This is a genomic window from Bacilli bacterium (assembly GCA_036381315.1).
In the GTDB taxonomy this organism is placed as follows: Bacteria; Bacillota; Bacilli; order Paenibacillales; family KCTC-25726; genus DASVDB01.
The window spans coordinates 12,369-24,974 of sequence record DASVDB010000176.1; the positions used below are offsets into that span (position 1 = coordinate 12,369).

The following is a 12,606-nucleotide window of genomic DNA, read 5'->3' on the forward strand; positions in this document are numbered from 1 at the left end:
ACACCAAGTTTACACGAGCCTGACTGTGCGTTCAACAGTAAAATTTTGGCCGGAATTTGGTAAACATCATGCGGCTTTCACTTCATGCGGCCGGATTCGTGGGGTTGTACAAATTATTGTTCACAATCCGGCATTCTGTTATTCCGAAAAGTTCCGGCCGGGCATGTTAAAACAGCATCTGCAGCGTGAGGGACCAGCCCAAATAATCCATGATGAAGCGCGCCAATTCGTATCCCAAAATGATGGTCAAAATCATTTGCAATCCTTTTGCCTGCGGGCTTTTCGCATTTTTCAAAAACACTTCCCAGCGGACTTGTTGGAGCGCCCACCAGACTGCGACCATGCAGATCAGCACGACGACAATGCCGATGATCGCGTTCATCCGCACCATGCCGGAAAACGGGTCAAACGGAGTTCCCATACTTTTTCCTCCCGTCCTGCAATTTCAATATTTCCAAATTATATCACAGGCGAAATGAATTTCTATGAAAAAATCGTTATAAATTGTTCATGAACTGCACGCTCGATATGGCGAGATTTATGGTATACTTCGAAACAAGCATTGATCATTTTTTGGGGGATGGGAAATGCGTCTTGCTGATCTGAAATCGCTCGTGAAAGCCGGCGTTCTGCTGGCCAATGTGCTGCCTGTTGTTTCCGGCTTCTGGCTGGCGCTTTGGTATACGGATCAATCCCTGGCAGATAGCTGGGGGTTGTGCTTGCTGACGATTGCAGGGAGCACGTTCGTTATGGCCGGCGCGTTGATCTTGAATAATTGGTATGACGTTGACATCGATACGATTATGGCCAGGACGAAGCGTCGACCGACGGTTACGGGAAACATTCCCCTGAAAACGGTGCTTTTGCTGGGAATTTTCTTCACCGCGCTCGGTCTTTGCCTGCTCGCATTTTTTACGACTGTCGAAGCCGCCGCTTATGCGCTTATCGGCTGGATCGCCTATGTTTTGTTATACACCATGTGGTCCAAACGGCGGTTTACCGCCAACACTTTGATCGGAAGCGTCTCGGGAGCGGTCACGCCGTTAATCGGATGGTCCGCGGTAGAATCCAGCTTTCACGACATTCCGATCGTCCTGTTTTTGATTCTGTTTATTTGGCAAATGCCGCATGCGTACGCCACCGCGATGAAGAACTTCGATGATTATAAAGCCGCGGGCGTAGTGTTGCTGCCTGTGGTGCACGGGTTTGCCAAAACAAAAAAGCATATCGCCGCATATATCGCATGCCTTATTCCGCTGCCTTTTTTCTTGCAAGCGTTTGGCACCGCTTTTATCGTGATATGCACCGTGTTGAACGTTGTTTGGCTGGCGCTTGGCATTGGAGGCTTCTATGCGAAGGATGACAAAAAGTGGACGCGGGCAATGTTTCTCTATTCGGTTAACTACATCACCATTTTGTTTATTCTGATGATTGTCGTCACGCTGCCGATGTTCGCTTAATCGGAATTTGCGCAATCTTGTTCCGGCTTTGCCTCTGTGAATTCGGACTGGTCAGTGAAAAGCAAATAGATCAGAAAGATAATCATGCACACGGCAACGAACAACGTGCCGAAACCGAGTTCTTTTTGTTCATAGAACTGGTAATTGTTGCACAATTGGTTCTTTGCGCCGAGATAAATCCCGGCCACAGCCAGAAAAATAAAGATGAACACGCCATACACGACATTTTTCCCGACTGAGCCGAGTTTCCGCCAGCTGTCGCGCAAGGGTACTCCAGCGAGTAACGTCAGGCTTAAAAATTTGAACCACTCGACCGCGGGCGACGCGATCGCTTCATCCATCAGCCGCGGAATGAGCATCCAGTAACCGGTGATTATCGTAAACAGCAAAATGCCCGGCACGCCGTTCGTATTCCATTTGGCAAAAAAACGCGGAAATTTGAGCTGAAAAAAACGGCCAATGAGAAATCCGCAAACGATAAACAGCGGCATTTGCATGTGCATGTGAAAAATCATCAGCGACTCGAGGAGATTTGCCACCGGCGGCAGCGCCAAAAAAACAAACAGCAAAAATCCGTACAATGCCTGTTTCATCGCCTCAACCCCCGCTTCCCCGCAACGCGTTCATAACCGCATCCAAGGTCTCTTCCACTTTCGTATAATTCATTGCTTGCAGCAAACGCCCGTCTTTGCCGATCAGATAAAAGGATGTGCTGTGCGTAAACTCGCCGTTGCCGTCCGGTATGACGGTGACGCCATATTGGTCCAGCACCCGCTTCAGTTCCGCCGCGTCATTGATGCGCGCCATTCGCCATGTTTCGCCGTCGCTGCCGAATGCGCTCCCGTATTTTGCGAGCACGCTCGGGGTGTCGCGCGCAGGGTCGAAACTGACGCTCAAAAATTCAATCTCTTTGCCCAGATAATGTTTGGGGACGGAACGATAAATTTTAGCCATATTCAGCTCGATTGCCGGGCAAACGTCCTTGCAAGTCGTATACATGAACGAAAGCAGCACATATTTGCCTTTGGCGAAACGGTCAAGACGAAATTCGCGCCCCTTGCCGTCCTGCAGCGTTACGGCGGGCAAGTGCGGCCTGCTGTGCAAAAGTTCATATTGAACCGCGCTCTTGGTGGTATAGGCGTGAAACCCGTCCGTGCTTGCATAAAACAAGGCAAAGCCAAACAAAAGAATGGTTGTGATAGCGATTGTTTGCCGCCAATTGTTACGCATCACAGGACACCTCCCAATAGCAGGATAGCCCGCGCAAGAACGGGCCATACAGGTTATTTTGCGGAGGGCAGCCATTGCCGGTCCTTTGCAATGACTACCCTGCCGCGCTTTTGCCGCCGCTTACCAGGTGCGAATAGGAGGCGATCCGGGCGGCGCGTTGACGATAAAGTCGACAACCGGAACGGCGTAAGCCATGCCGATATCCAGCAGCATCAACAAAATCCACAATCCCCAACGTTCCAGCCACATCGGCGTTGTGGCGATATCGTCCGCCTCGGCAATCGGGAATTCGGTGTTCCCTTTCGGAGAACGGAACATCATATGATAGACGGCGCATACCTGAATGATTACGGCGGTGAGCAAAAAGATCGCGCCGATGCCCATGACAAGTTCGTAAGGATCCCAGCTTGCCGCCACTTCGCTGCCGTTATAGGTCGTATAGGCGGTTCTGCGCGGGTCGCCCAACAAGCCGACCCAGTGTTGCGAGCCCGACATCAAGGTCATACCGAATGTCCAGACGATCGTTTGGATAACGCCGACCTTGTTCATGGCAGGCGTAAGCACCCGCCCCGTAAGATAAGGAATCAGCCAATAGCAGATGCCGAAGAAAGTAAGAACGGCGGTCATGGCTACGGTCAAATGGAAGTGTCCGACTACCCACAGCGTATTATGAATGACCTGATCCATCTGGTTGCTGGTGTTGATGATACCGCCGGCACCGCCGGGAATAAAGGCGATCATCGCGATCATCGGCGCCAGGAACCGGACGTCGCCCCATGGCAGCTTTTTATACCAGCCAAGCAGCCCTTTGCCGCCATTTTTTCTGCCGACACGTTCGAATACGGCGAACATCGCAAAGCAGGTCATCAAGGAAGGAAACGCCACGGACATGCTCATAAACGCATGCAAATATTTCACGCCTGTGGAAATCGCCGGGTCGACGATTTGGTGGTGAAAGCCGCCGGGCAGGTTCAAGATCACCAATAAAATGACGACGACGCGCGCCAATTTGTCGCTGAAGATTTTTCCGCCGATAATTTTCGGCACGGCCACATACCACGCCGATACCGCGACGAAATACCAGACATTCACCACGGTATGGCCGAACGTCCAGAAGAACGTCCGGTTCAGCATTACGTTGACCGTCGGGACGATGCCCATCGACCAAGGAATGAGCGTTACCAATTCAATCATCAACGGAATGCTGGCAAAAAACCAGAGCACGAAAATGCCCATCGCAAAAAAGGCAAACAACGGCGTCGGCTGTCCGCGGTGCGTTTTCCGCCAATAATGGTAGTTGATGAAAACGCCTGCGCTGACCGACCACAATCCGAGCACAACCAAAACGAGCCCGATATAAAAGTACGGCGACGCGGCCAGCGGCGGATAAAAGGTGTACAACACGGACGCATCGCCCATGGCGACGGTAGTGACGACGATTGCGACGCCTACCACCATCAACCCGAAGCCGATCCAGGCCATTCTGCGGACTTGCGGCAAAATGCCTCCGTACACATGGGACAAGCCGGCATATATATATCCGATTACAAACGTCGTCGTGAAGACAAGCAGCATCAATATACCGTGCGCCGTCAAGACCTGATAGTAATTCAGCCATGATGGCAGCGGCATGATACCGGAACGGTCCAGTCCTTGCAACAGGCCAAAAATTCCGCCGAGCAGCAAAGTGGCAAACGAAACTGCGATGTAGGTCAGCGACAATTGCGCATCCTGCACCTTCGCGCCCAGCACTTTCATGGATTTTTGCCTGAGAACCTGCGTTTTATTTAATGCGAGTTCCATTTTCCATCCCTCCTAAAGATTCCCGCAGGAAAACTACTTCACCGTTATCGCAGTTGACATGAATTGATGCCCGCCGCCGCAATATTCGTTGCATAATACCAAATACTTGCCAGGTTTGTCGAACGTATGAGAGATTTGTTGAATTTGCCCCGGCATTACCATCGCATTGATATTGGTTTTGGCAATTTCAAAGCCGTGAACGACGTCTTTGGATGTCAGCTTAAAGGTCACTTTCGCTCCGGCAGGAATCTCCAAATTGGTTGGATTAAACTGGAACGCTTGCAAAGTCATGACGACTTCATACTCGTTATCCCCGATCTTGTTGATCCCCGGTTTGTCGAACGGCGGCGTCTGATCCACTTTTTGCGGATCAATCGTTTCCACATGGCTTGGAGGCCCCATCGCCAACACAAATGTTTGGTATCCGGCTATTAACAAAAACAACACGAGAACACCAAAGCTGACCGTAAGCCAGATTCGTTCCGATTTGTGCATAAAAACCCCTCCTTAAACTCTGGATAAATATAGTAAAAAGACGGCCGTCCAAGATACGATGATGAAAGCCGTCACGAGACTTGCCGAAACAACCGCGCCTTTTAACGAGTGCTCTTCATCTTTGCCGTCAAGTTTTTTAGGCGCGTCAGTTTTTACCGATTCCATTTTAATAACCCTCCCACTTTAATACGTTTTTTTAAACAATAACTTGGAAGGGGTAGGCCAAATGTGATTCTAATCACAACTTAAAGCCATTATCGTTACAACATCGTGAACAATTAGAACCATTTTATTTAATTGGGAAAATTGTCGTAATTGAACGAAGTTATACTCTGATTTGCTTAGGCGGGCGCGCTGCCCGGCAAATTTAATTGGATTTCGTCCAACTAATTTCGTTGAAACTACCGTTAAGATGCGATTAGTTGGATTTCATCCAACTATTTTATTTAAAAAAAGCCAATATGCGGGAAATCGCCTGAATTAGATGGATGAAATCCATTTAACTTCTTAAAAACAGCATATTTCGGTAAATTTAGTTGTACAAAATCCAACTAAAAGAAAAGACCGCACGGCAAAAATATGCCGGACGGTCCAGAAAGCGCGCACCGTGCACACCCACTGCTTGCACGCGGATGGCTATCGGCGATTCCAATTCATCGCAATGGCCGCCATTACCATGTGCGGATGGGCGGCGACCCGGGCGGCGCGTTGACGATAAAGTCGACTGCCGGAACCGCATATGCCATGCCGATCACGAGCAACATGATGACGATCCACAACCCCCAACGTTCCATCCACATCGGCGTTGATTTTTCATCGTCCGCGTGCGCGACCGGAAATTCGGTGTTACCCTTCGGCGCGCGGAACATCAAATGGAAGACGTTGTACACCTGCAGCAAAAGGCCGATCAGCAAAATTACCGCGCCAATCCCCATGACGAGCTCGTAAGGGTCCCAGCTTGCCGCCACTTCGCTGCCGTTGTAGGTCGTATAGGCGGTTCTGCGCGGATCGCCCGACAAGCCGGCCAAATGCTGCGAACCGGACAGCAAAATCATGCCGAATGTCCATATCAGGGTCGCCGCCACGCCGGCCTTGTTCATTTTTGGCGTCAGCACCCGCCCCGTCAAATGCGGGATCAGCCAATAGCAGATGCCAATGAAGGTGACGGCGGCTGTCATGGCCACGGTCAAGTGGAAGTGCCCGACCACCCAGAGCGTATTGTGGACAACCTGGTCCAATTGAAAGCTGGTATTGATGATTCCGCCCGCTCCGCCGGGAATGAAGGAAATCATCCCGATCATCGGCGCCAGGAAGCGGACATCGCCCCACGGCAGCTTCTTGAACCAGCCGAAAAGCCCTTTGCCGCCATTTTTTCTGCCGACGCGTTCGAATACGGCAAACATGGCGAACACCGTCATCAGCGACGGAAAGGCGACGGCCATGCTCATATACGCGTGCAAATATTTTACGCCGTTCGACAAAGCGGGGTCGATGATCATGTGGTGAAATCCGCCCGGCAAATTCAGCACAACCAACAGGATGACGACGACGCGCGCCAATTTGTCGCTGAAGATTTTCCCGCCGATAATTTTCGGCACGGCGACATACCAGGCCGATACCGCGACGAAATACCAGACGTTCACCACGGTATGGCCAAACGTCCAAAACAGCATGCGGCTAAACATCACGTTTATTGTCGGCAAAATGCCCATCGACCATGGTATGAGCGTCAAAACTTCGACCGCCACGGGAATGCTGGCAAAAAACCAGAGCACGAAGATGCCCATGGCAAAATAGGCGAATAACGGCGTCGGCTGCCCGCGATGCAATTTTCGCCAATACCGGTAGTTGATAAAGACGCCTGCGCTGCACGACCATAATCCGAGCACGACCAATACAAGCCCGATATAGAAGTACGGCGATGCGGCAAGCGGCGGATAAAAGGTGTACAACACGGACGCGTCGCCCATCGCCACGGTTGTCATAACCATGACGACGCCTGCAACCATCAGTCCAAAGCCGATCCAACCCAATCGGCGCACTTTTGGCAAAAGGCCGTCCAATGTATAGGACATACCGGCATAAATATATCCGACAACAAACGTTGATGTGAACACAAGCAACATCAGGATTCCGTGCGCCGTCAGCACCTGATAGTAACTGAGCCACGCCGGCAGCGGCATGATGCCGGAACGATCCAGCCCTTGCAAAAGCCCCATTATTCCGCCGACAAACAACGCCGCAAACGATACGGATAAATAAGACAATGACAGTTTCGCATCCTGCAGTTTTACGCCCAGCACTTTTTTCACAGCTTGCTGTGTCGAAGTTGTTGGATTCAATACAAGTTCCATTCGCTCGCCTCCTTACTTGACAGTAATCGCTGCCGACATAAATTGATGGCCGCCGCCGCAATACTCATTGCATAAAACCAAATACTTGCCGGGTTTATCAAACGTTTGCGTAATTTGTTGAATTTGGCCGGGCATCACCATTGCGTTGATGTTCGTTTTGGCGACCTCAAAGCCGTGCACGACGTCTTTCGAAGTCAGTTTGAACGTAACTTTCGCGCCTGCGGGAATCTCAATATCGCCGGGAGTAAACATAAACGCTTCCAAAGTCATGACGACTTCATATTCATTTTCGCCGATTTTCTTCACACCGGGATTGTCAAATGGCGCCGTTTGCCCGACTTTTTGCGGATCGATCGTTTCTCTGTGGCTGGGCGGACTCATCGCAAGCTGAACGGTCAAATATCCGCCGATCAACAAAAACAATACGAGAAAAGCCGTAGTGACGGTAAGCCAAATCTCTTCCGATCTGTGCATGCGCATGCGAATCCCCCCTTACGCTCTGGACAAATAGAGCAAAAAGACCGCCGTCCAAGCGATGATGATAAATGCGGTAACCAAACTAGACGATACAATCGTACCTTTAAGGGTGTGATCCTCCTCACTTGCGTCATGCTTTTTTTCGTAATCGATTTCGTGCGTGTTCATTCTTCGCAACCTCCTATAAGTATGGCTACGAATAAACAATATCCGTTTGCGAGGCTTGTGAAAGTGAGAATAATCACAACCACCGGCGCAATTGCGTTACAACATGTTGAATAACGATACTTATTTCAATACATTGTTCAGCATTTCGGCAAATTCCGCCCGGGAAGCGGGGCGATTCGGCATAAACGAACCGTCGGCGTAACCGGAAATCCAGCCCTTTTGCTTCATTTCCGCCAACATATCGGCTCCCCAACTGTTCGCCGTAATATCGCGAAACGGCGCCTTGCCGGTATGAATGCCTTTCAACTTCATAGCCGCGCCGATCATCACAGCCATTTCGCGGCGCGTGATCTTTTGGTTCGGCCGAAACGTCCGGTCCGGATAGCCGCTTATAATCCCCGCTTTAGCCGCTGCCGAAATATCCGCGGAAGCCCAGTGCGTGCTTTTCACATCGTTGAATACGAGCGTGCTGTCTTTTTTCAGCTTAAAAGCGCGGACGATCGCCGTTACCGCCTCCGCCCGGGTAATTCCCTGGTCGGGCCGGAACGTGTAATCCGCATACCCGATTAAAATCTGTTTGTTGCGCAATGCCACAATGGCGTCTTTTGCCCAGCTGTTGTCGATATCCTTGTAACCGGCCGTCAATTCGTGCGCCGTGACCTTGAAATGATAATACTGGGAAAAGAATGGTTCGTCCGCCGTAAGGCGAACATAATAAGTCCCCTTGGGCAACAATTTTTCAAAACTGAGAGTCGTATTGCCCAGCGTGTTCACATTGATTGCCACTTGTTTCTGATTTGCGTCATACAAAGTCATGGACATGATGCGGTCAGCCGGAATATCATAGAGAACCGTTTTCATTAACTTCTTGCCGTCCGCCCGGAACATGAACCAATCGGCGTCGTCCGCTTGGTGAATCACTCCTTCATAGACCGTATTCGGCGCGGTTGCCACCGCCTGGTAGAATTTATTATTGGGTTCGTTCGGATCGAGCAGTTTTTTGCTGAACGAAATATGCAGCGTGTATTGCCCGCGCACCGGCAACGATTTTTCATCGCCGGAGATCACATTTTGGACGGCGATATAATATTGGCCCGGCGTGACATCAATCGAATCAATGCTTTCCTCCAAACCGTCCTGATTCCAATCTTTCGTGAAGGAAGCTTCATTTTTTCGGGAAAATGTGAGCGCCAAATCCATCCGCGCCGTATCCGTCGTAACATTCATGCTTAAAATTCCGGATTCGCGCACATTAACCATATACCAGTCCTGGTCATCCGTGTGGTCGAATGTGCCCACAATATCGGCAGAGCTATCCGGCAGCGTGTATGCCATATACTGCCTGTCATTGTTTTCAAACGGATCGGCGCCGATCGTAAATTGCGCATTCAGGCTGTAAGCAAACGATTTCGCCGCGCTTGGCGACGACACATTCAATTTGAGATAACGGCGGCCCTTTTTTGCCTTGATATGAATCGTTTTGGTCAAAACGTCCGAATACGTTTTCGCGCGATCCGTCGCCGTGGCGTAATAAGACAGCGCCACTTTTGCTGACACGCCATTCATGGCATGCAATTGTATTGCGAGATCCCCGTCATACGGGACATCAACGTAAAACCAATCGGCATCGTCCGGCCCGGTAAATTCGCCATAAAGCAAACTGTCGACCGGCAGCGGTTTTGCCAGCGTAATCGTACCGTTGTTTTCATACATGTCTTTGCGATAGGGCGTGTTTAACGCCCTGTCGGCCCGCAAAAGCCCGTATCCGGTGAAAGGATCCCATCCTTTCGCCGCGACATCTTCCGCAGTCTGCCGAATCATGTTGCGAATTTCGTAAGGTTCCATATCGGGATATTTCGACCACAATAAAGCCGCTATCCCGGCAACTTGCGGGGCAGCCATCGATGTGCCCTGATTGTTGGCGTAACCTCCGCCAAGGGCAGTGGTCCTGACAGTCCAGGGAGCGACCACATCCAGTTCGGGGCCGTAATTGGACTCCGGTTCGACAAGATTATCGGGAGCAATGCCCCCTACCGCCAATACAGGCGGGTAGGCGGCGGGAAATTTAACGTCGCGGCTTTCGTTGCCGGAAGCGGCAACAAGCAGCACTTCATGGTCTTCGGCATATTTTATGACATCCCGCATATAAGCGGAATCGCGGTTCATGCCGACCGACAACACCACGATTTTCGCTCCATGGTCCACCGCGTAAGTGATTCCTTCCCCCAATTTATCTTCCGTGCCGTTGCCGTTTGCTTCCAGCGCCTTGATCGGCATAATTTTGGTTTTCCAGACGATGCCCGCCACACCGCGCTTGTTGTTGGCGATAGCGCCGATCACGCCGGCAACGTTGGTGCCGTGCCCGTTATCGTCCTGCGGCGGCTTTTCCGGATTTACGAGATTGGCGCCCGGAACCAGTTTGTCTTTCAAATCAGGGTGTTGCAAATCCACTCCCGTATCCACGATGGCAATCGTGATTGTTCGCCAAAACTCGGTATGGTTCCATGCGTTTTCCATATGAATTTGCCGCAAATATGTTTGCTTGGGAAATTCCGGGTCGTTCGGGACGACGCTTTTGTTTGCGGCAGCCTTTACCTGTTGATCGGCCTGTATATACTGAATCTCCGGCCACGATTGAAGCTGCGCCAACCACCGCTTCAGGTTTACGCCTTTTTTCGGGCGCGCAACCGTAATGCCGAATTTGCCTTGTTCATCCAATATGTCGCTGTTCTGCCGAAATGCCGCCGGCGGCGTTTGCTTCCATTTGATGATCCATAAGCCGGTCTCCGGCTTCGCCAACGATTGACCGGAATTGGCCGCAGCCGAATTAGCCGGTGCGTTCGCCGCGGTCAGTGTCCTGCCGGCGAAGTCGGCAGTTCCCGCAATACCGGTTGCAGTCAAAGCTATTGCCATGATGATATGCAGCATCGTTTTTACCATTGCCAATCTTCCCTTTGTATGTTTGCCACCGATTAAATTACAGTTCCTATTAATTTCTATACTTCAAGTAGATTCCCTTCCGGCAATTTCTGCCGCAATGCAAAAAGACGGACCGTAAGGCGCCGCTGCCAACAGGTCCGCACTGATTGCAACACAGCTTTTTTCCTTGCCGTCACCGGATAAACAAATCGGCGCTCAAGCTGAACACTTGCTCGATCCCCTGCAGAATTTGCTGCGGGAACAAGCCCATCCAGAACGTGGCGATTGTCGTGAGCCAAATGGTGATGCCAAGCGGCACTCTGACAACAACTTGCCCGGGCACGTCGGATGTTCGCATATACATCTGCCGGATGATCCCGAAATAGTAATAAAAAGAGGCGACGCTTGTGCCGATCATGATGGCGGCGAGCCAGTAATTTTGAAGCTGCAGCGTTCCCATAATGATATATAGTTTTCCGAAAAACCCGCCGGTAATCGGAAAGCCGGCCAATGAAACCAATAGCACGGTCATTGCCGCCGCCGTAAAAGGAGCACGGTAATACAAACCGGCGAAGGCGCGCGTTTCCTCGCTGTTTGTCGATTCGCCGACAGCCATAAACACGGCGAACGCGCCAATCGTCATTAACAGATAAGCGATCAGGTAATAAAACAATTCGGAAAAATTGGAATAGTGGAACGCGGAAAACTTCGTCGCGATCGGAACGAGCAAATAGCCTGCGTTCGCCACGCCGGAGAGCGCCAGTAGCCGTTTCATGTTGCGCTGTTTAAGCGCCGAGAAATTGCCGACGATCATCGTAACCGCAGCCAGCACGGCCAACGCCTTAAAGACATCGTTGCTCAAATGCTGCACCTGCAGGCTGCCCAAGCCGAAAAAGACGCTGTAGGCAATCCTGAACAAAATCGCGAGCCCGGCAGCTTTGGAGACGACGGCTAAAAATGTCGTAACCGGTGTCGGCGCGCCCTGATAAACATCGGGAGCCCAATTGTGGAACGGCGCAGCCGAAAGCTTGAACCCGAACCCGAGAAACATCAGGAAAAAGCTCACATACGTCAGCGCCCCATAATTATTTAAAACTTGCTGCAATCCCGCATTGATCATGTCCAGGCTTGTTGAGCCGGTCATTCCGTACAAAAACGACATCCCGTACAAAACAAACGCGGAAGAAATGCCGCCGAGCACCAAATACTTGAACGCTCCTTCATTGGAGCGCAAATGATTCTTGCGCATGCCGACCAGAATGTAAGAAGTGATGCTCAAAAGTTCCAGCCCGATAAACATCGTAATCAGGTCGCCCGACGAAGCCATAATGATCGCGCCGAGCGTAGCGGGCAAAAACAAATAATAAAATTCGCCAAGCTGCGGAATCTCCTCGCGTTTGACCGTCCCTATGCTCATCAGCACGATCAAGCCGGTCGCGCCGAGGAAAAACAATTTGAACAAAATGCTGAAATCATCCACCCGATAGCTTTGGTCAAGCAACGCGACAGGCTTTTCCAAATCAAACTGCATGCCTGTAAACAATGTGGCAAGAATGATGCCGGCAAGCGTAAACCACCCGAGAATATGTCTGCTGATTTGTTTGGGCATCGCCAAATCCAGGATCGCCGCCAAAACGGCGACGATTACAAGCACCATTTCCGGTCGCAGATATTGTAAATCTTCCATATGAAGCGGCATC

At 50.9% G+C, this 12,606-nt stretch carries 12 protein-coding genes; 1 reads left to right on the forward strand and 11 read right to left on the reverse strand.

What is annotated here, in order from left to right; translation table 11 throughout:
* Positions 1 to 166 precede the first annotated feature (166 nt).
* Positions 167 to 421, reverse strand: coding sequence for a DUF1146 family protein (locus VF260_13125; protein HEX7058123.1), 255 nt, complete (start codon positions 419 to 421; stop codon positions 167 to 169).
* Between the two features lie 166 nt (positions 422 to 587).
* Here VF260_13125 and cyoE point away from each other — a divergent pair, with 166 nt between their 5' ends.
* Positions 588 to 1,460, forward strand: a complete 873-nt coding sequence (cyoE, locus tag VF260_13130) for a heme o synthase (GenBank protein HEX7058124.1) — start codon at positions 588 to 590, stop codon at positions 1,458 to 1,460.
* Here cyoE and VF260_13135 read toward each other — a convergent pair.
* The 10 genes from VF260_13135 to VF260_13180 form a co-directional block, all read right to left on the reverse strand.
* The gene (locus VF260_13135; GenBank protein ID HEX7058125.1) at positions 1,457 to 2,053 is read right to left on the reverse strand and encodes a hypothetical protein; all 597 of its coding nucleotides are present in this window, start codon (positions 2,051 to 2,053) and stop codon (positions 1,457 to 1,459) included. The genes cyoE and VF260_13135 overlap by 4 nt on opposite strands.
* A gap of 4 nt (positions 2,054 to 2,057) precedes the next feature.
* Entirely contained in the window at positions 2,058 to 2,690 is a 633-nt protein-coding gene (locus VF260_13140; protein HEX7058126.1) for an SCO family protein, read from the reverse strand.
* Positions 2,691 to 2,810: 120 nt separating this feature from the next.
* The gene (locus VF260_13145) at positions 2,811 to 4,493 is read right to left on the reverse strand and encodes a cbb3-type cytochrome c oxidase subunit I (protein HEX7058127.1); all 1,683 of its coding nucleotides are present in this window, start codon (positions 4,491 to 4,493) and stop codon (positions 2,811 to 2,813) included.
* A gap of 33 nt (positions 4,494 to 4,526) precedes the next feature.
* Positions 4,527 to 4,988, reverse strand: a complete 462-nt coding sequence (locus VF260_13150) for a cytochrome c oxidase subunit II (GenBank protein HEX7058128.1) — start codon at positions 4,986 to 4,988, stop codon at positions 4,527 to 4,529.
* 12 nt (positions 4,989 to 5,000) lie between these two features.
* The gene (locus VF260_13155; protein ID HEX7058129.1) at positions 5,001 to 5,153 is read right to left on the reverse strand and encodes a cytochrome c oxidase subunit 2A; all 153 of its coding nucleotides are present in this window, start codon (positions 5,151 to 5,153) and stop codon (positions 5,001 to 5,003) included.
* 506 nt (positions 5,154 to 5,659) lie between these two features.
* Positions 5,660 to 7,342 (reverse strand): cbb3-type cytochrome c oxidase subunit I, encoded by a 1,683-nt coding sequence (locus VF260_13160; protein ID HEX7058130.1) that lies wholly within the window; start codon positions 7,340 to 7,342, stop codon positions 5,660 to 5,662.
* A 12-nt stretch (positions 7,343 to 7,354) separates the two neighbouring features.
* A complete protein-coding gene (locus VF260_13165) occupies positions 7,355 to 7,822 on the reverse strand; it encodes a cytochrome c oxidase subunit II (protein ID HEX7058131.1) in 468 nt (155 codons plus the stop codon).
* Between the two features lie 12 nt (positions 7,823 to 7,834).
* Entirely contained in the window at positions 7,835 to 7,987 is a 153-nt protein-coding gene (locus tag VF260_13170; GenBank protein HEX7058132.1) for a cytochrome c oxidase subunit 2A, read from the reverse strand.
* Between the two features lie 120 nt (positions 7,988 to 8,107).
* Positions 8,108 to 10,927, reverse strand: a complete 2,820-nt coding sequence (locus VF260_13175) for a S8 family serine peptidase (GenBank protein ID HEX7058133.1) — start codon at positions 10,925 to 10,927, stop codon at positions 8,108 to 8,110.
* A gap of 172 nt (positions 10,928 to 11,099) precedes the next feature.
* Positions 11,100 to 12,605 carry an NADH-quinone oxidoreductase subunit N gene (locus VF260_13180; GenBank protein HEX7058134.1) on the reverse strand — a complete coding sequence of 502 codons (1,506 nt, stop codon included), beginning with the start codon at positions 12,603 to 12,605 and terminating at the stop codon, positions 11,100 to 11,102.
* Between the last annotated feature and the right edge of the window lies 1 nt (position 12,606).

What these genes read in the sequence shown, in the direction of transcription:
- VF260_13125 (HEX7058123.1), bottom strand. Translation starts at nt 421, where the DNA reads ATGGGAACTCCGTTTGACCCGTTTTCCGGCATGGTGCGGATGAACGCG.
- cyoE (HEX7058124.1), top strand. Translation starts at nt 588, where the DNA reads ATGCGTCTTGCTGATCTGAAATCGCTCGTGAAAGCCGGCGTTCTGCTG.
- VF260_13135 (HEX7058125.1), bottom strand. Translation starts at nt 2,053, where the DNA reads ATGAAACAGGCATTGTACGGATTTTTGCTGTTTGTTTTTTTGGCGCTG.
- VF260_13140 (HEX7058126.1), bottom strand. Translation starts at nt 2,690, where the DNA reads ATGCGTAACAATTGGCGGCAAACAATCGCTATCACAACCATTCTTTTG.
- VF260_13145 (HEX7058127.1), bottom strand. Translation starts at nt 4,493, where the DNA reads ATGGAACTCGCATTAAATAAAACGCAGGTTCTCAGGCAAAAATCCATG.
- VF260_13150 (HEX7058128.1), bottom strand. Translation starts at nt 4,988, where the DNA reads ATGCACAAATCGGAACGAATCTGGCTTACGGTCAGCTTTGGTGTTCTC.
- VF260_13155 (HEX7058129.1), bottom strand. Translation starts at nt 5,153, where the DNA reads ATGGAATCGGTAAAAACTGACGCGCCTAAAAAACTTGACGGCAAAGAT.
- VF260_13160 (HEX7058130.1), bottom strand. Translation starts at nt 7,342, where the DNA reads ATGGAACTTGTATTGAATCCAACAACTTCGACACAGCAAGCTGTGAAA.
- VF260_13165 (HEX7058131.1), bottom strand. Translation starts at nt 7,822, where the DNA reads ATGCGCATGCACAGATCGGAAGAGATTTGGCTTACCGTCACTACGGCT.
- VF260_13170 (HEX7058132.1), bottom strand. Translation starts at nt 7,987, where the DNA reads ATGAACACGCACGAAATCGATTACGAAAAAAAGCATGACGCAAGTGAG.
- VF260_13175 (HEX7058133.1), bottom strand. Translation starts at nt 10,927, where the DNA reads ATGGTAAAAACGATGCTGCATATCATCATGGCAATAGCTTTGACTGCA.
- VF260_13180 (HEX7058134.1), bottom strand. Translation starts at nt 12,605, where the DNA reads ATGCCGCTTCATATGGAAGATTTACAATATCTGCGACCGGAAATGGTG.